The 16903-nt window shown below is 69.6% G+C and carries 16 protein-coding genes; 13 read left to right on the top strand and 3 right to left on the bottom strand.

The window, feature by feature from the left end; translation table 11 throughout:
- Position 1: 1 nt before the first annotated feature.
- The gene (purD, locus tag GXW79_RS02975) at positions 2 to 1282 is read right to left on the bottom strand and encodes a phosphoribosylamine--glycine ligase (RefSeq protein WP_211872735.1); all 1281 of its coding nucleotides are present in this window, start codon (positions 1280 to 1282) and stop codon (positions 2 to 4) included.
- A 49-nt stretch (positions 1283 to 1331) separates the two neighbouring features.
- Between purD and xseA the strand changes: the two genes are divergently transcribed.
- Positions 1332 to 2780: an exodeoxyribonuclease VII large subunit gene (xseA, locus tag GXW79_RS02970; protein ID WP_211872734.1), complete on the top strand. Its 1449-nt coding sequence runs from the start codon at positions 1332 to 1334 to the stop codon at positions 2778 to 2780.
- Positions 2777 to 3553, top strand: a complete 777-nt coding sequence (locus GXW79_RS02965) for a M23 family metallopeptidase (protein ID WP_211872733.1) — start codon at positions 2777 to 2779, stop codon at positions 3551 to 3553. The genes xseA and GXW79_RS02965 overlap by 4 nt, the downstream gene beginning before the upstream one ends.
- Before the next feature lie 176 nt (positions 3554 to 3729).
- Here the strand turns inward: GXW79_RS02965 and GXW79_RS02960 are convergent, their stop codons facing one another.
- Both GXW79_RS02960 and crtD read right to left on the bottom strand, forming a co-directional pair.
- Positions 3730 to 4668 carry a carotenoid 1,2-hydratase gene (locus GXW79_RS02960; protein ID WP_211872732.1) on the bottom strand — a complete coding sequence of 313 codons (939 nt, stop codon included), beginning with the start codon at positions 4666 to 4668 and terminating at the stop codon, positions 3730 to 3732.
- On the bottom strand, positions 4665 to 6149 hold the full coding sequence (crtD, locus tag GXW79_RS02955) for a 1-hydroxycarotenoid 3,4-desaturase CrtD (RefSeq protein WP_211872731.1): 1485 nt from the start codon (positions 6147 to 6149) through the stop codon (positions 4665 to 4667). The genes GXW79_RS02960 and crtD overlap by 4 nt, the downstream gene beginning before the upstream one ends.
- A gap of 192 nt (positions 6150 to 6341) precedes the next feature.
- Between crtD and GXW79_RS02950 the strand changes: the two genes are divergently transcribed.
- The 11 genes from GXW79_RS02950 (at position 6342) to pufC (ending at position 16882) form a co-directional block, all read left to right on the top strand.
- Positions 6342 to 7208, top strand: a complete 867-nt coding sequence (locus GXW79_RS02950; RefSeq protein ID WP_211872730.1) for a polyprenyl synthetase family protein — start codon at positions 6342 to 6344, stop codon at positions 7206 to 7208.
- Complete coding sequence (locus GXW79_RS02945) at positions 7205 to 8368, top strand: methyltransferase (protein ID WP_211872729.1); 1164 nt, start codon at positions 7205 to 7207, stop codon at positions 8366 to 8368. The genes GXW79_RS02950 and GXW79_RS02945 overlap by 4 nt, the downstream gene beginning before the upstream one ends.
- A 74-nt stretch (positions 8369 to 8442) precedes the next feature.
- Positions 8443 to 9375 carry a chlorophyll synthesis pathway protein BchC gene (gene bchC, locus GXW79_RS02940; RefSeq protein ID WP_211872728.1) on the top strand — a complete coding sequence of 311 codons (933 nt, stop codon included), beginning with the start codon at positions 8443 to 8445 and terminating at the stop codon, positions 9373 to 9375.
- On the top strand, positions 9372 to 10370 hold the full coding sequence (locus tag GXW79_RS02935) for a chlorophyllide a reductase iron protein subunit X (RefSeq protein ID WP_246503661.1): 999 nt from the start codon (positions 9372 to 9374) through the stop codon (positions 10368 to 10370). Before bchC ends, GXW79_RS02935 begins: the two co-directional genes overlap by 4 nt.
- On the top strand, positions 10370 to 11872 hold the full coding sequence (gene bchY / locus GXW79_RS02930; protein ID WP_211872727.1) for a chlorophyllide a reductase subunit Y: 1503 nt from the start codon (positions 10370 to 10372) through the stop codon (positions 11870 to 11872). The genes GXW79_RS02935 and bchY overlap by 1 nt, the downstream gene beginning before the upstream one ends.
- Entirely contained in the window at positions 11873 to 13315 is a 1443-nt protein-coding gene (gene bchZ / locus GXW79_RS02925) for a chlorophyllide a reductase subunit Z (RefSeq protein WP_211872726.1), read from the top strand. It begins immediately after the preceding gene.
- A 135-nt stretch (positions 13316 to 13450) separates the two neighbouring features.
- Positions 13451 to 13636, top strand: a complete 186-nt coding sequence (locus GXW79_RS02920) for a M14 family metallopeptidase (RefSeq protein WP_211872725.1) — start codon at positions 13451 to 13453, stop codon at positions 13634 to 13636.
- A 60-nt stretch (positions 13637 to 13696) separates the two neighbouring features.
- Positions 13697 to 13897 carry a light-harvesting antenna LH1, alpha subunit gene (gene pufA / locus GXW79_RS02915; protein WP_211872724.1) on the top strand — a complete coding sequence of 67 codons (201 nt, stop codon included), beginning with the start codon at positions 13697 to 13699 and terminating at the stop codon, positions 13895 to 13897.
- Positions 13898 to 14015: 118 nt separating this feature from the next.
- Positions 14016 to 14840 carry a photosynthetic reaction center subunit L gene (gene pufL / locus GXW79_RS02910; RefSeq protein WP_211872723.1) on the top strand — a complete coding sequence of 275 codons (825 nt, stop codon included), beginning with the start codon at positions 14016 to 14018 and terminating at the stop codon, positions 14838 to 14840.
- A gap of 15 nt (positions 14841 to 14855) precedes the next feature.
- Positions 14856 to 15833 (top strand): photosynthetic reaction center subunit M, encoded by a 978-nt coding sequence (gene pufM / locus GXW79_RS02905; RefSeq protein WP_211872722.1) that lies wholly within the window; start codon positions 14856 to 14858, stop codon positions 15831 to 15833.
- Positions 15830 to 16882 (top strand): photosynthetic reaction center cytochrome PufC, encoded by a 1053-nt coding sequence (gene pufC / locus GXW79_RS02900; RefSeq protein ID WP_211872721.1) that lies wholly within the window; start codon positions 15830 to 15832, stop codon positions 16880 to 16882. Before pufM ends, pufC begins: the two co-directional genes overlap by 4 nt.
- Positions 16883 to 16903 lie beyond the last annotated feature (21 nt).

The following is a 16903-nucleotide window of genomic DNA, read 5'->3' as shown; positions in this document are numbered from 1 at the left end:
GTCACTCCTTGCGTTCGTGTAGCGCGCGCCAGCCGATGTCGCGGCGGCAGAACCCCTCGGGCCAGTCGATGGCGTCGATCGCGGCATAGGCGGCGTCACGCGCATCGTGCAGCGTCGCTCCGCTGCCCTGTACGGCGAGCACCCGGCCGCCATTGGCCAGCATCTCACCGCCCTGGGCCACCGTGCCGGCGTGGAAGATGCGCACGCCGGGCTGCCGCGCCGCGACGGGCAGGCCATGGATGACGCTTCCCTTGCCATAGGCGCCGGGGTAGCCGCGCGTCGCCATCACCACCACCATCGAATGATCCTCGCGCCAGGATAGCCGCGTCTGCGCCAGCCCGCCGGTCGCGGCCGCGTGCAGTGCCTCAAGCAGGTCCGAGGCGAGGCGCGGGATCAGCGCCTCGCATTCCGGGTCGCCGAAGCGGACATTGTATTCGATCAGCTTCGGCCCAGCGGGCGTCAGCATCAGCCCCGCGAACAGCACGCCGCGGAAGGGCGCGCCGCGCCGCGCCATCTCGGCGAGTGTTGGTTCGATGAAGCGCGCCATCACCTCGTCACGCACCGCATCGGTGAACGCTGGCGCGGGCGAATAGGCGCCCATTCCGCCAGTGTTTGGGCCCTGGTCGCCGTCGAAGGCGCGCTTGTGGTCCTGCGCCGCGCCGAAGGCCAGGGCGTGGGTGCCGTCGCACAATGCGAAGAAGGACACCTCCTCCCCCACCAGGCATTCCTCGATCACCACCGCCGCGCCGGCCGGGCCATGGATGCGATCTTCCATGATGTCGGCGATGGCGGCCTCCGCCTCCGCGATGGAGGCCGCGACCACCACGCCCTTGCCGGCGGCAAGGCCATCGGCCTTCACCACGATCGGCGCGCCTTGCGTCCGCACGTAGTCCCGCGCTGCTCCTGCATCCTCGAAGCGCGCCCAGGCCGCGGTCGGCACGCCGGCGGCATCCGCCACCTGCTTGGTGAAGGTCTTGCTGCCTTCGAGCTGGGCCGCCGCCGCACTCGGGCCGAAGCAGGCGATGCCCGCTTCGGCGCAGGCATCGGCGAGACCCAGCGTCAGCGGCGCCTCGGGCCCCACCACCATCAGGTCGATGGCATTGGCGCGCGCGAAGGCGACCAGCCCGGCCACGTCCTCGGCGGCGATGGGGATGCATTCGGCGAGCGTGGCGATGCCCGCATTGCCCGGCGCGCAGAAAAGCTTTCGCAGAAGGGGCGATGCCGCGATCCCGCTGGCGAGTGCGTGTTCGCGCCCGCCGCCGCCGACCAGCAAGACCCGCATCGCACCGCACCCCCTGCCACCTGTCGCGCTCCTAGCATAGCATGCCGTCATGGACACCCCGACCACGACGAACATTCCCGAATACGCGGTCTCCGACCTCAACCAGGCGATCAAGCGCACGCTGGAGGGCAGCTTCGGCCGCGTGCGGGTGAAGGGCGAGATCACCGAGCTGAAGCGGCACACCTCCGGCCATGTGTACCTGGCACTCAAGGACGAGACCGCGAAGATCGAGGCGGTGATCTGGAAGGGCACGGTGCGCAGCCTGGGCACGCAGCCGGAGAACGGCGCGGAGGTCATCGCGACCGGCAAGCTCACCACCTATGCGGACCGGTCGAAGTACCAGCTCATCATCGACAAGCTGGAATATGCCGGTGCCGGCGCGCTGCTCGCGCGCATCGAGGCGCTGCGCCAGAAGCTGGTCGGCGAGGGGCTGTTCGCGGCCGAGCGCAAGCGCGCGCTGCCGCGCCTGCCGCTGGTGGTGGGCGTGGTGACGTCGGCCTCGGGCGCGGTGATCCAGGATATCCGCACCACCATCCTGCGGCGGTTTCCGCGGCACATCCTGATCTGGCCGGTTGCGGTGCAGGGGGCGGGCAGCGCCGAGCAGATCGCGCGCGCCATCGCGGGGTTTTCCGCGATCCCGCTGGGCGGGCGGATCCCCCGCCCGGATGTGGTGATCGTCGCACGCGGCGGCGGCAGCCTCGAGGACCTGATGGCGTTCAACGAGGAGGTGGTGGTGCGCGCGGCGGCGGCCTCGCTGATCCCGCTGATCTCGGCGGTGGGGCATGAGACGGACACGACGCTGATCGATTTCGCCTCCGACCGCCGCGCGCCGACGCCGACTGCTGCCGCCGAATTGGCGGTGCCGGCGCGGGCAGACCTGATGGCGGATCTCGCCCAGACTGGCGCGCGCCTGCAGGCGACGGCGCGGCGCGTGCTGAACGATGCACGGATGGTGTTGTTGCGCGTGGAGCGGCGCCTGCCGGATGTCCCGGGGCGGATCGAGCAGGCCCGGCTGCGCCTGGATGATTATGGGGAGAGGTTGCCACGCGGCGTGGTGGCGCTGGTGGCGCGGAGGCGCGAGCGGCTGGCGGCGCTGCGGGTGCCGCATCCGCGCGAGGCGATCGTGGCGCGGCGTCGGCACCTGGTCTCGCTCATCGCACAGGGAAATTCCGGCATGGCGCAGACGCTCGCCGCCAAGCGCGATGCGCGCGCGCTGGCGCGGTTCAGCGTCGCGCCGGTCGACGGCATGCTGCGCCAGCGCCGCACGGCGCTCGAGGGTCTTTGGGCGCGGCTGGAGAGCGCGTCCTACCAGGCCGTCCTCGCGCGTGGTTTTGTGCTCGTGCGCGATGCGGAGGGTGCGCCGCTCACGCGCGCGGAAGCGATGAGGCCGGCGCAGAAGATCACCCTGGTGTTCGGCGACGGCGAGGTGGGCGCGACCACGGAAGGCGCGAAGCCACGTCGCGCGAAGCCCGGGACCGAGCAGGGGGCGCTGCTGTGAAGCGCCGCATCCTGCTCGCGGCCCCCGCGCTGTTGCTGGCGCATCGCGCATCCGCCACGCAGAGCTTCCTCCAGCAGGGCGGCCTGGTCGTCGGCCGTGTCGCCCCCGGCACCCGGCTCACGCTCGATGGTCGCGCGCTGCGTGTCTCGCCCGCCGGCGACTACGCCTTCGGCTTCGGCCGCGACCATGGCGAGAGCGCGGTGCTGAGCACCAACGGGCGCGAGGAACGCCTCACCGTCGCGCGGCGTCCATGGAGCGTGCAGGCGATCTCCGGCCTCCCGCCGGCGCAGGTGACGCCCGATGCGGCCGCGCTCGCGCGCATCAATGCGGAGCGCGAGCAGCTCGGCCGGGCGCGCGCAACCGACTCCACGCTCACCGGCTTCACCGAGACGTTCGCGCGCCCGGCCGAGGGGCGGATCAGCGGCGTCTTCGGCAGCCAGCGGGTGCTGAACGGGCAGCCGCGGCAGCCGCATTTCGGGTTTGACATCGCGGCACCCACCGGATCCCCGCTGCTCGCGGCGGCGTCGGGACGGGTGGTGCTGTCGCAGAGCTTCTTCTTCTTCGGCGAGCTGCTGGTGGTCGACCACGGTCATGGGATCAACACCCTCTATGCGCATCTGTCGCGGCGGGACGTGGCGGAGGGGGATGTGGTGGCACGGGGCCAGCGGATGGGGGCGACGGGCGCGACGGGGCGGGTGACCGGCCCGCACCTGCATTTCTCGCTGTCGTGGTTTCAGGTCTGGCTGGATCCGCAGCCGGTGCTGGGGCTGTGAAAGCTTGTCCCCAGGGCCGGATCACGATATAGGAAGAAAATCCAAACCGCGGATTACGTCCGAAAGACGCGCGAGGCAGGTAAGCAAAGCCGAAAAGCGGAATACCTTACGGGAGAGCCTATCGGATCAAGGGCTTGGCTCGAAGCCATCGGTAAGGCCGTCAGGCCTCGCGACGATCAGCGCCAAGGGCGCGGCACCTTGAAGGGCAGCATCGCGAACATCGCCGGCGAGCGGAACCGGTCGAGCGAGAGGCTCTCATGCACCGCCGTCGCTTCCTGCCCCAGCAGATGGGTGCGGATGACCGAGCGCGAATAGAAGGGCGTGTCCTCCAGCGTGCGGACCACCTGCGCGTCGCCGTTCTCGGCGCGGGTGGGGCGGGGAATGCGCCACAGGGTTCGTGGCAGGTCCACCGGGGTTGGTGGTTCGATATCCTCGACCGCGCCGTCATTGCCGATGCGCAGCGCCAGGGATTGGCGGGAGCCATCGCGGCGCTCGGCATTGTAGAGCACGGCGGAGGCGTCGCGCATCGGCGCGCGGCACCAGTCCCATTGGACGAAATCCTGCTCCAGCGGGGCGCTGCCCTCGTTGGTGTCGAAATACGCCGGGCCGGACCAGCTCAGCGCAGGGGAGGACAGCGCTACCTCGACTCGGGAGCGTGCCGCGATCGGGAACCACCGGTGCCGGCCATCGGCGTCGAGCTGGAAAGCGCGGGTGGACAGCGCCTGCGGGCGCAGGGTGACGGTGCCCGAGAGGCGCGAGGGGATGGGCGCGGTGGTCTCCTCGATGGTGATGGTCAGGGATTCGCCATCCCAGTCGAGCCGGCTGGGGCCGATCGCCAGGTGGTCGGCGCCGCGGTCCAGGGCGGGGCGGCGGCGGTCCGTCATCGCCCAGCGATGCGGGCGGCCGTAGAGGGCGACGTTGAGGCAGACATGGTTTTCCGGGTCGCCGCCGGTGCCGCCCCCGACGCGGCGGGCCAGCGCATACCATGGGGAAAACACCGTGCCGATGAAGGCGATGATGGTGATGCCATGGGCGCCGTCGTCGCTCAACGCGTCGACATACCACCAGGCATAGCCGCGCTTGGGGACGGGGCGGTCGAATTCCCAACCTCTCATGGGCGATCCTCGAGTGCGGCGGCGGCGGCGAGACGGCCGGACAGGGCTGCCATCGCGACGCCGGCGCCGGGGTGTGTGCCGCCGCCGGCGAGCAGGAAACCGGGCAGTGCGGTGCGGGCGCCGGGCCGCTGGAAGGTGGCCTGCCAGCCATGCACCGCCTGGCCGTAGAGCGCGCCGCCGGTCCCTGGATAACGGCGCGCGAAATCGGCGGGGGTGGTGATTCGGGCCTGTTCGGGCGTCGCGTCGAGGTCGAGGCCGCATGCGCGCAGGCGGGCGAAGGCGGCGTCTCCGCAGGCGGCGATGGCGGCAGCGTCGAGCGGGCGCTGATCCTCCCGCGCGGGGGCGCTGACCAAAGCCAGCAGGCGCTCGGGGCCGTCGGGTGCGGCGCCGGAATCGTCGCGATCCGGGGCGGAGAGATGCACGCTGGAGATCGCGGGCAGCCGGCCGCGGTGATGGATCTGCGCGAATTCGGCAGTGGGGTCTGGGGCGAGGAACACGCTCTCGCGCGCCAGGGGAAAGCCGGAGGTGCGGGTGTGCATGGCCCAGGTGATGGCGGAGAAGGAGCGCCGATTGGCGGGCAGGGCAGGGACGGCGCGGGCGGCCGCGTCCCCCAGCCGCCCGGCACCGATCGCGGCAGCATCGGCATTGGCGATGACGGCGTCAGCGGCAATCTGCTCGCCCCCGGCCAGGACCACGCCGGCGGCGCGCCCCTGCTCGACGCGGATATCGGTCACCTCGGCGCCGTAGCGAAGTGTCGCGCCGGCCTCGGCGGCAAGGGCGGCCATCGCCTCGACCAGCCGCATGATGCCGCCGCGGATGCGCCAGACGCCCTGCCGCTCGACATCGGCCACCAGCATCAGCGTGGCGGGTGCCAAAAGCGGCGAGGAGCCAACATAGCTGGCGTAGCGGGCGAAGAGCTGGCGCAGGCGAGGATCGGCGAAGTGGTCGCCCAAAGCGTCCCACAGCGTGGCGAAGGGCGAGGTTGCGAGCAGGCGCGTCACGCCTGCCTTGGCCATGAGCCCCATCGCGGTCGGGCGCTGTGCGCGGATGTAGTGCTGCTCCAGCGCCGCATAGGTGCGCCGGGCGCGCTCGACGAAGACGAGATAGCCGCGCGCCTCGGCCGGGCCGGCGAAGGCGCCGATTGCGTCGGCCGAGGCCTTGGGGTCTGCGAACAGGTCCAGATGGGCGCCGGGTCCCCAGCTGTGGCGGGCGAGCAGTGCTGCCGGCTCCAGCGTGACATGCGCGTCGAGGCTGCTGCCGGCCTCGTCGAACAGTGCGTCGAACACCCAGCGCAGGGTGATCGCCGAAGCGCCGGAGTCGAGCGTCGCGGTCGGCAAGCGAGTTTCGCTGACCTTGCCGCCTGGGCCGGGCGCACTCTCAAGCAGGGTCACCGCGACGCCGCGCCCGGCAAGGTCGATGGCGGCGGCGAGCCCACCCATGCCGGCGCCGATGATCGCGATGGTTTTCGGGTGCCACGGCATGGGCGAGATAAGGGCGAGCGCGCCAAAACTGTCAAGAATGTTAGACAGATTGTTGGAGGCGCCCTGTGCAACTGGTTGATATGATTGGCTCGATAGCGGTAACCGGTATGACACGCAAAGTGTCTAATTCAGATGACAGTCATGATGGGCGTTGCTAGCCTATCCCTCCAAGCGCGAGGGGAGGCTCCCGGAATGGACGCAGCGAAACGCATCGAGAAGGCGCTGGCTGCGGCGTTGGCGATGGGCGGCGGCACGTCCGGCCCACCCCGCCTCGCCCGCGCCATGCAGCACGCGGTCTTCCCCGGGGGCGCCCGGGTGCGCCCGCGCCTGTGCCTGGCCACCGCCGCCGCCTGCGGTGCCGAGCCGGGCCTGGCCGATGCCGCGGCCGTCGCGATCGAGCTGCTGCACTGCGCCTCGCTCGTGCATGACGACATGCCCTGCTTCGATGATGCCGCCACCCGCCGCGGCCGACCCTCGGTCCACCGCGCTCATGGCGAACCGCTGGCGCTGCTCGCCGGCGACGGGCTGATCGTGCTCGCCTTCCAGCAGCTGGCCCTGGCCACGAAGCGGGCGCCGGCGCGCGGCATCGCGCTGATCCGCATCGTGGCCGAGGCCGTGGGCTCCCCCAACGGCATCGTCGCCGGCCAGGCCTGGGAATGCGAGGATGTGGCCGACCTTGCGCAGTACCAGCGCGCCAAGACGGCCGCGCTCTTCTCCGCCGCCACTGCCGCGGGTGCGGCCGCCGCCGGCCTCGACGACGCCCCCTGGATGCTGCTCGGCGAGCGGCTGGGCGAGGCCTACCAGGTGGCCGACGATATCGGCGACGCCTTCGGTAGCGCCGACGTGCTGGGCAAGCCGACCGGCCAGGACGAAAAACTGCACCGCCCCAGTGCCGTGCGCGAGCTCGGCCTGCATGGGGCGATGGCGCGGCTTGAAGGCCTCACCCGCGCCGCCATCGCCGCCATTCCGCCCTGCCCGGGTGCCGGCGATCTCCGCGCCCTGATCGCGCTGGAGGCCAAGCGCCTGGTGCCCAAGGAATTGGCGGCCAGCGCCGCGTGAGTGCCGCCGCCGACACCGGGCCCGTGCCGCTGGAGGAGAGCGCGACGCTGCGCGACCGCTTTCTCGCCTGGCGCGACCGGGTGGTGGCGCGTCCGGGATTCCGCCAGGCGGTGGCGCGCTTTCCGCTGACGCGCGGCGTCGCCCGCGCCCAGGCGCGCGGCCTGTTCGACCTGATCGCGGGCTTCGTCTATTCGCAGGTGATGCTCGCCTCGGTGCGGCTGGGTCTTTTTGACCTGCTCGCTGCGGGGCCGCTCGCCACCGCCGAGATCGCGCGGCGGGTGGACCTTCCCGAGGATGCGGCGGAACAGCTTCTCTCCGCCGGCGCCGCACTCGGTCTGTACGGCCAGCGCAGCGGCGGCCGCTGGGGCCTCGGCCTGCGCGGCGCGGTGATGGTCGGCAATGCCGCGCTGGCCGGCATGGTCGAGCACCACGCCATGCTCTACGCCGACCTGACCGACCCCGTGGCGATGCTGCGCGGCGCGCGCGGCGGGCAATCGCTCGCGGGCTACTGGGCCTATGCCCAGTCCGAAACGCCCGGCGCGCTCGGCAAGAACAAGGTCGCGGCCTATTCAGGCCTGATGGCGGCGTCGCAGCCGCTAGTCGCGGCCGAAGTGCTCGATGCGCTGGACATCCGCCGCTTCGCCTGCCTGCTCGATGTGGGCGGCGGCGAGGGCGCCTTCCTGATCGCCGCCGCCGCCCGAGCCCCCGCGCTGCGCCTGATGCTGTTCGACCTGCCGGGCGTCGCGGAGCGCGCCCGCGCCCGATTCGCAGCGGCCGGGCTGGCGGCGCGCACATCCACCTTCGGCGGGGATTTCCGCGCCGATGCCCTGCCCGAAGGTGCCGACGCGATCTCCCTGGTGCGGGTGATCCACGACCATGACGACGCCGCCGTGCGGCTGATCCTGGCCGCCGCGCACCGCGCGCTGCCGCCGGGCGGGACGCTGATCCTGGCCGAGCCGATGGCCGGCACGCGCGGCGCCGAGGCGATGGGCGATGCCTATTTCGGCTTCTATCTGCGCGCCATGGGCAGCGGCCGGCCGCGCCGCGCCGCGGAGCTTTTGGCCATGCTGCGCGACGCCGGCTTCGTGTCAGGTCGCCAGATCACGACCGCAACGCCCTTGGTCACCGGCCTTCTCGTCGCTGAAAAATTGAAAGCCTGACAGAATGCGTCAGTTTCGTTTGACACATTGGACTGTCCGTTTAGACTGACATACCGAGGCGCAGAAAGGCCCAGATGAATACCGTTGCCGTCGTTTTGAGGGAGCCCGAACAGCTCGAACTCGCCCGCGTCACGCTCGCCGAACCCGGTGCGGCGGATGTCGTGGTCGATGTCGAGTGGAGCGGCATCAGCACCGGAACGGAGCGGCTGCTCTGGACCGGCAAGATGCCGATGTTCCCCGGCATGGGCTACCCGCTGGTGCCCGGCTACGAGACGGTCGGCCGGGTGCGCGAGGCCGGCAGCGATTCGGGCCGCCAGGTGGGCGAGCGCGTCTTCGTCCCCGGCTCCAAGGGTTTTTCGGATGTGCGCGGCTTGTTCGGCGGCGCGGCGCAGCGGGTGATCCTGCCCGGCGCGCGGGCGACGCCCATCGCCGAGTCGCTCGGCGATGCCGGCGTGCTGCTCGCACTCGCCGCGACAGCGCAGCACGCGATCGCGCCGGGTATGCCGGACCTCATCGTGGGCCACGGCGTGCTCGGCCGCCTGATCGCGCGCTTGGTCGTCGCCCATGGCGCCCCGGCACCCACCGTTTGGGAAGTGAACCCGGCGCGCGCCGAGGGTGCCATCGGCTACAGCGTGATCGACCCTGCCAAGGATGAGCGCCGCAACTACCGCTGCATCTGCGACGTGAGCGGTTCGCCCGATGCGCTCGACACCCAGATCGCGCGGCTCGCGCCCGGCGGCGAGATCATCCTCGCGGGCTTCTATTCCGCGCCGCTCAGCTTCTCGTTCCCGCCCGCCTTCATGCGCGAGGCGCGCATCCGCATCGCCGCCGAATGGCAGCCCGCCGACCTGGTCACGGTGACGGCGCTGCTCGACCGCGGAGCCCTCTCGCTCGATGGCCTGATCACGCATCGCGTGCCGGCCTCCGACGCCGCCGGCGCCTACCGCACCGCCTTCGAAGACCCCGCCTGCCTGAAGATGATCCTGGATTGGAGAGACATGCCATGAACGCGATTCCGGGACAGAATTCCATGCAGGATGCGTTGCGCGCCGAGGCCTCGATCGAGCCCGACGCCGTGCACACGGGTCCGGTGAAGAAAGAGACCCAGGTCATCGCCATCTACGGCAAGGGCGGCATCGGCAAGTCCTTCACGCTCGCCAACCTCAGCTACATGATGGCGCAGCAGGGCAAGCGCGTGCTGCTCATCGGCTGCGACCCGAAATCCGACACGACCTCGCTGCTGTTCGGCGGCCGCTCCTGCCCCACCATCATCGAGACCTCCTCGAAGAAGAAGGCCGCCGGCGAGCAGGTGCAGATCGGCGATGTCTGCTTCAAGCGCGACGGCGTCTTCGCGATGGAGCTGGGTGGCCCGGAAGTGGGCCGCGGCTGCGGCGGGCGCGGCATCATCCATGGCTTCGAGCTGCTCGAGAAGCTGGGCTTCCACGAGTGGGGGTTCGATTACGTCCTGCTCGACTTCCTGGGCGACGTGGTCTGCGGCGGCTTCGGCCTGCCGATCGCGCGGGACATGTGCCAGAAGGTGATCGTGGTCGCCTCCAACGACCTGCAATCGCTCTATGTCGCGAACAACGTCTGCTCGGCGGTCGAGTATTTCAAGAAGCTGGGCGGCAATGTCGGCGTGGCGGGGATGGTCATCAACAAGGATGACGGCACCGGCGAGGCGCACGCTTTCGCCGAAGCTGTCGGCATCCCGATCCTCTCCGCGATCCCCGCCGATGACGACATCCGCCGCAAGAGTGCGAATTACGAAATCATCGGAACGCCTGGCAGCCCCTGGGCGAGCGTGTTCGAGGAGCTGGCGGAGCAGGTCGCCATCGCCCCGCCGGTGCGGCCGAAGCCGCTGACGCACGACAATCTCCTCGGCCTGTTCAAGGGCGATGCGGTCGGCCGGGGCGTGGTGCTCGACCCCGCGACGATGGAAGACATGTGCGCCGGCGTGGTGATCACGAAGCCCACGCTCGAAGTGCAGTACGAGGGCGCGTGATGGACGGGGCCCTCCCTCCGCCCGATACCGGCGCCGGCTGCCATGGCGGCCGCGAGACGATGGACGCGGCCGCGCGTGCGGCGGGCAAATCCGCGACGATGGATCGGCTGACCAAGGATTATCCGCGCGGCCCGCATGACCAGCCGCAATCCATGTGCCCGGCCTTCGGATCGCTGCGCGTGGGCCTGCGGATGCGGCGCGTGGCGACGATCCTCTCGGGCTCGGCCTGCTGCGTCTATGGGCTGACCTTCACCTCCCACTTCTACGGCGCGAAACGCAGCGTCGGCTACGTGCCCTTCAACTCCGAGACGCTCGTCACCGGGAAGCTGTTCGAGGATATCCGCGAGGCGGTGCAGCTCACCGCCAAGCCCGAGGATTACGACGCCGTCGTCGTCATCAATCTCTGCGTCCCGACCGCATCAGGTGTCCCGCTGGACCTGCTGCCCAAGCAGATCGACGGCGTGCGCATCATCGGCATCGACGTGCCGGGCTTTGGCGTGCCGACTCATGCCGAGGCCAAGGATGTGCTTGCGGGTGCGATGCTCCGCTACGCGCGCACCGAGGCGGAATCCGGCCCCGTCGCGCGGCCCACGAAATATGTCGAAGGCGAGCGCAGCATCGCCCTGGTCGGTGAACTCTTCCCCGCCGATCCGGTCGGCATCGGCATGCTGCTCGCACCGATGGGTCTCACCGTCGCGCCGCAGACGCCGGCGCGCGAATGGCGCGACCTCTACGCCGCGCTGGACTGCGTGACGGTTGCCGCCGTGCACCCCTTCTACACCGCGAGCCTGCGCGAATTCACCGCCGCCGGCCGCCCGATCGTGGGCTCCGGCCCGGTGGGCGTCGAAGGCACTGCCGCCTGGCTGGATGCCATCGGCCGCTCCGCCGGTGTCTCGTCGGACCTCATCGACGCCGCCAAGGCGCGCGCGCTGCCGGCCATCGCCGCTGCCATGGCGGCGAACCCGATCAAGGCGCGGATCACCGTCTCCGGCTATGAGGGCAGCGAGCTTCTGGTCGCGCGCCTGCTCATCGAGGCCGGCGCGGAGGTGCCTTATGTCGGCACCGCCTGCCCGCGCACGGAATGGAGCAACGCGGATCGCGAATGGCTCGAAGCGAGGGGGACGCATGTGCAGTACCGCGCCTCGCTCGAGCAGGATTGCGCGGCGATGATGGATGCGAAGCCGGACCTCGCACTCGGCACCACGCCGCTGGTGCAGAAGGCGAAGGAGCTCGGCATTCCCGCGCTCTACTTCACGAACATGGTCAGCGCGCGGCCGCTGTTCGGGATGATGGGTGCCGGCTCCATGGCAGCGATCGTCGCGGCGCAGACGAAGGGCCGCGAGCGCTTCTCGCGCATGGTCAGCTTTTTCAGCGGCGTCGGCACGCCCGATGGCGCCGGCTATGGTTTTGCCGGCAAGCCCGTCGATCCGCCCGGCTTCCGCGAGCGCCAGAAGAAGCTGCGCGCGGCACAGGCAAAAGCCCTCGAAGCGGTGGGGACCTAGATGCTCGTCGTCGACCACGATCGCGCGGGTGGCTACTGGGGTGCGGTCTACGCCTTCTCGGCGGTGCGCGGCCTGCGTGTCGTCATCGACGGGCCGGTGGGCTGCGAGAACCTGCCGGTCACCGCCGTGCTGCACTACACCGACGCGCTGCCGCCGCATGAGCTGCCCATCGTGGTCACGGGCCTGGATGAGGACAGCCTGTCGAAGACTGGCACCGAGGGCTCGATGAAGCGCGCCTCCGGCACCCAGGATCCGGAGCTTCCGGCGGTGGTCGTCACCGGCTCCATCGCCGAGATGATCGGCGGCGGCGTGACGCCGGAGGGCACCAACCTCCAGCGCTTCATCCCGCGCACCATCGACGAGGACCAGTGGCAGGCCGCCGACCGCGCGATCAACTGGCTGTGGACGGAATTCGGCGCCAAGCGCGCCAAGATCAAGCCCCGCCCCGCGCGCGCCGAGGGCGTGAAGCCCCGCGTGAACATCATCGGGCCGATCTACGGCACCTTCAACATGCCCTCGGACCTCGCCGAGATCCGCCGCCTGGTCGAGGGGATCGGCTGCGAGATCAACATGGTCTTCCCGCTGGGCAGCCATGTGGACGACATCACGCGCCTGCCCGATGCCGATGTGAACATCTGCATGTATCGCGAATTCGGCCGCAAACTCTGCGAGGCGCTGGACCGGCCCTATCTGATGGCGCCGCTGGGCATCTTCGCGACGACCAATTTCCTCGAGAAGCTGGGCGAGCTCACCGGCATCGACCCGCAGCCCTTCATCGAGCGCGAGAAGCACACCACGATCAAGCCGATCTGGGATCTGTGGCGCTCCGTCACACAGGATTTCTTCGCCACAGCCTCGTTCGGGATCGTGGCCGTTGAGACCCATGCGCGCGGCATCCGCCGCTTCTTCGAAGATGAGCTCGGCATCGCCTGCGCCTTCGCCTTCAGCCGCAAGCCCGGCGAGAAGCCGGACAACGCCGCCATCCGCGAGGCGATCGCCAAGACGCCGCCGCTGGTGCTGTTCGGCTCCTTCAACGAGCGCATGTACGCGCAGGAATCGAAGTGCCGCGCCGTCTTCGTCCCGGCGAGTTTTCCCGGCGCCATCATCCGCCGCGCCACCGGCACGCCCTTCATGGGCTATGCCGGCGCGACCTACCTCATCCAGGAATACTGCAACGCGCTGTTCGACGCGCTGTTCCACATCATCCCGCTCGGCACCGACCTCGACAAGGTCGCCGCCACGCCCGCGCGCGCGGGCCTCGCCTGGGATGATGCGGCCGTCGCACTGATGGATGCCGAGGTAGAGCGCGAGCCCTTCCTCGTGCGCATCTCGGCGGCCAAACGCCTGCGCGAACGCATCGAGCGCGATGCGCGCGACGCGGCCGAGACGCGGGTCGATGTCGCACGTGTGCGCAATACCCTGGGCGCGAGGGAGTTCGCGTGACGCGCGCCCCGACGCCCCCAACAGAATGCCCGGCATCGCCGGACCACACCTCGATCGTGGCGCTCCGTGCCATGGCGATCCCTGCCGCGCGGGACGTGCGCGGTAACGGCCGAAAGGTCAATTCGGAGATACCTGATGTCCGAACATCGTAGCTCGCGCACGGGGCTGACTGAACCCGAAGCGCGGGAGATCAATGAGATGCTCATCAAGGGCTGGGCCTTCGCGGTCTTCGCCTCGATGGGTGCGCATATCCTGGTGTGGCTGTGGCGGCCGTTGGTTTACGGCAACCAGATCGTGCCGCCGGACTGGCGCATGTTCTGATCGCGGCCGGGCGCAAGGCTCCGCCGAGCGCCCGGGCAACCTGTAGAACTGGAGGAAAGAATGCATAAGATTTGGATGGTGTTCGACCCCAAGCGGGCCCTCGTGCTCGCGGCCATCGGGGTCATTCTCGTCGCCACGGTGCTGCATTTCGTGGTGATGAGCTCGCCCCGCTACTGCGACCATTGGGGCTGGTGCGCGGGTCCGGCGCCGACCTACACGCCTGGCCAACCTGTCAACCGCCCGGCCGTGCCGGCGCGCTGACGACCGCTCGCGAGAGCCAGATAGCGGCAGCGATGTTCGCATCGCTGCCGCTGGTCACGGCGCGGCACATGCTGGCCGATGCCCGGCGATGTTTTCGAGAGGATGGGAGGGCCAAGCAATGTCGATGCTGACGTTTGAAAGAAAATACCGCGTCCGCGGCGGAACGCTCGTCGGAGGCGATCTTTTCGACTTCTGGGTCGGACCCTTCTGGGTCGGATTCTTCGGCGTCACGACGCTGTTTTTCACAGCCCTCGGAACCGCCCTCATCCTGTTCGGCGCTGCAATCGGCGGCACCTGGAACATCTGGCTGATCAACATCGCCCCGCCCGATATCTCCTACGGCCTGCGCCTCGCGCCAATGCACCAGGGCGGCCTGTGGCAGGTGATCACCATCTGCGCCATCGGGGCCTTCGTGTCATGGGCGCTGCGGCAATGGGAGATCGCTCGGAAGCTGGGCATGGGGATGCACATCCCGGTCGCCTTCAGCGTCGCGATCTTCGCCTACATCACGCTCGTCGTGGTCCGCCCGGTGCTGCTCGGCGCCTGGGGACATGGCTTCCCCTACGGCATTTTCAGCCACCTCGATTGGGTGAGCAACGTCGGCTACCAATACCTGCACTTCCACTACAACCCGGCGCACATGCTCGCGGTGAGCTTCTTCTTCACCACGGTCTTCGCGCTGTCGCTGCATGCCTCGCTGGTGCTCGCCGCCATCAACCCCGGCGAGGGCGAGACGGTGAAGGGTGCGGAGCACGAGAACACCTTCTATCGCGACTTCATCGGCTACTCGATCGGCACGCTCGGCATTCACCGGCTGGGGCTGTTCGTCGCGCTGTCCGCCGGTTTCTGGAGCGCGGTGTGCATCGTGATCAGCGGCCCGTTCTGGACGCGCGGCTGGCCCGAATGGTGGACCTGGTGGCTCAAACTGCCGATCTGGCGCTGAGGGGAGGCAAGAAAAATGGCCGAATATCAATACCTTTTCACCCGCCTGCAGGTCCGTGGGCCTGCCTATCCCGGCGTGCCGATCGCAGCCGATGAATCGCAGCGATCGGGCAAGCCCGGTTTCTCCTACCTGCTCGGCCTGATCGGCGACGCGCAGATCGGACCGATCCGCCTGGGCATGACCGGCTTCCTGTCGCTGGTCTTCGGCGTGCTCGCCTTCGAGATCATCGGCTTCACCATGCTGGCCTCGGTGAACTGGAATCTCGGGCAGTTCGTCCGCCAGCTCTTCTGGCTGGCGCTGGAGCCGCCCAAGCCCGAATACGGGCTGCGCATCCCGCCGCTGCACGAAGGCGGCTGGTGGATCTTCGCCGGCGCCTGCCTCACCCTCTCGCTCATCCTGTGGAATATCCGCGTCTATCTCCGCTCCAAGGCGCTCGGGATCGGGCCACACACTGCCTACGCCTTCGCCGCGGCGATCTGGCTCTACCTGGTGCTGGGCTTCATCCGCCCGGTGCTGATGGGCAGCTGGAGCGAGGCGGTGCCGTTCGGCATCTTCCCGCACCTCGATTGGACGGCTGCGTTCTCCATCCGCTACGGGAACCTGTTCTACAACCCGTTCCACGCGCTCTCGATCGTGTTCCTCTACGGCTCGACGCTGCTGTTTGCGATGCACGGTGCCACCATCCTCGCCGTCGGCCGCTTCGGCGGCGAGCGCGAAGTGGAGCACGCGGTGGACCGCGGCACGGCGGCGGAACGCGCGGGCCTGTTCTGGCGCTGGACCATGGGCTTCAACGCCACCTACGAGAGCATCCATCGCTGGGCCTGGTGGTTCGCGGTGCTCTGCCCGATCACCGGCGGCATCGGCATCCTGCTGACCGGCACCGTGGTTGATAACTGGTATCTCTGGGCGCAGCAGCACGGCTTCGCGCCGGTCTATCCGCAGCTCAATCCCGGCATCGTCGATCCAGCGATCAGCGCAGGAGCACGCCCATGAGGTTCTATGCGTTCATCGCCGCGGTGGCGATCGGCCTCGCCGGCACCGTGGCCGCGCTGTTCTCGCTGGAACGACCGGGCATGCTGACCGCACAGCTCGGCTATCGCGGCACCGGGATCGAGGCCGTGGTCAATCCGCGTCTCATCGCGGCCAATGCGCCGCGCCACGTCGCACCGCCGGCGATCGACCCCGCCGACCCCAGCGGCGACCGGGCATCGACCATCTATGAAAACGTTCCCGTGCTCGGGCATCTGAGCATCGAGCAATTCGGCCGCATCATGCAGGCGATGTCGGAGTGGATCTATCCCGGCGAGGGCGAGAACCAGGGCTGCAATGGCTGCCACGTGCCGGGCAATTTCGCGGCCGAGGACATGTACCAGAAGACGGTCGCGCGGCGCATGCTGCAGATGGTGCAGGCGATCAACACGCAGCAGACCGCCCATGTCGGCGCGACGGGCGTCACCTGCTACACCTGCCACCGCGGCCTTGCGGTTCCCGCCGAAGTGTGGTCGGCGACGCCCAACACGGCGAGCTCGGCGCTCGCCGGCCAGGCCGCGGGGCAGAACACGCCGCTGCCGCGCACCGGCTACGCCTCGCTGCCGTTCGACACCTTCACGCCCTACCTGGTCGGCAATGCGCCGATCCGCGTGCAGGACACCGTGGCGCGGTCCGCGCCCACGGCGGCAACGATGCAGCAGACCGAGTGGAGCTACGGCCTGATGATGCACATGTCGACCGGGCTCGGCGTGAACTGCGTCTTCTGCCACAACAGCCGCGCCTTCTCGGACTGGGAGCAGAGCCAGCCGCAGCGGGTCGTCGCCTGGCATGGCATCCGCATGGTGCGGGTGATCAACACCGAGTACATCAACCCGCTGCAGCCGAGCTTCCCGCCGCACCGGCTGGGGCCGGCAGGCGATCCGCTGAAGGTCAACTGCGCCACCTGCCACCAGGGCGTGAACCGGCCACTCAACGGGGCGCAAATGCTGCGCGATTATCCTGAGCTGATGCCACCCGCGCCCGAACGACGAGCCGAGGCAACGCCGCGCTGAGGATCACGGGGCGCCTCTCCG

The sequence above is a fragment of the Plastoroseomonas arctica genome, from assembly GCF_018128965.1.
GTDB classification, from domain to species: Bacteria; Pseudomonadota; Alphaproteobacteria; order Acetobacterales; family Acetobacteraceae; genus Plastoroseomonas; species Plastoroseomonas arctica.
This window is presented reverse-complemented; position numbering and strand designations above follow the sequence as displayed.

Excerpts from the sequence above, each read along its gene's own strand:
- purD (WP_211872735.1), bottom strand. The coding sequence starts at position 1,282 with ATGCGGGTCTTGCTGGTCGGCGGCGGCGGGCGCGAACACGCACTCGCC.
- xseA (WP_211872734.1), top strand. The coding sequence starts at position 1,332 with ATGGACACCCCGACCACGACGAACATTCCCGAATACGCGGTCTCCGAC.
- GXW79_RS02960 (WP_211872732.1), bottom strand. The coding sequence starts at position 4,668 with ATGAGAGGTTGGGAATTCGACCGCCCCGTCCCCAAGCGCGGCTATGCC.
- crtD (WP_211872731.1), bottom strand. The coding sequence starts at position 6,149 with ATGCCGTGGCACCCGAAAACCATCGCGATCATCGGCGCCGGCATGGGT.
- GXW79_RS02950 (WP_211872730.1), top strand. The coding sequence starts at position 6,342 with ATGGACGCAGCGAAACGCATCGAGAAGGCGCTGGCTGCGGCGTTGGCG.
- bchC (WP_211872728.1), top strand. The coding sequence starts at position 8,443 with ATGAATACCGTTGCCGTCGTTTTGAGGGAGCCCGAACAGCTCGAACTC.
- GXW79_RS02935 (WP_246503661.1), top strand. The coding sequence starts at position 9,372 with ATGAACGCGATTCCGGGACAGAATTCCATGCAGGATGCGTTGCGCGCC.
- bchY (WP_211872727.1), top strand. The coding sequence starts at position 10,370 with ATGGACGGGGCCCTCCCTCCGCCCGATACCGGCGCCGGCTGCCATGGC.
- bchZ (WP_211872726.1), top strand. The coding sequence starts at position 11,873 with ATGCTCGTCGTCGACCACGATCGCGCGGGTGGCTACTGGGGTGCGGTC.
- GXW79_RS02920 (WP_211872725.1), top strand. The coding sequence starts at position 13,451 with ATGTCCGAACATCGTAGCTCGCGCACGGGGCTGACTGAACCCGAAGCG.
- pufA (WP_211872724.1), top strand. The coding sequence starts at position 13,697 with ATGCATAAGATTTGGATGGTGTTCGACCCCAAGCGGGCCCTCGTGCTC.
- pufL (WP_211872723.1), top strand. The coding sequence starts at position 14,016 with ATGTCGATGCTGACGTTTGAAAGAAAATACCGCGTCCGCGGCGGAACG.
- pufM (WP_211872722.1), top strand. The coding sequence starts at position 14,856 with ATGGCCGAATATCAATACCTTTTCACCCGCCTGCAGGTCCGTGGGCCT.
- pufC (WP_211872721.1), top strand. The coding sequence starts at position 15,830 with ATGAGGTTCTATGCGTTCATCGCCGCGGTGGCGATCGGCCTCGCCGGC.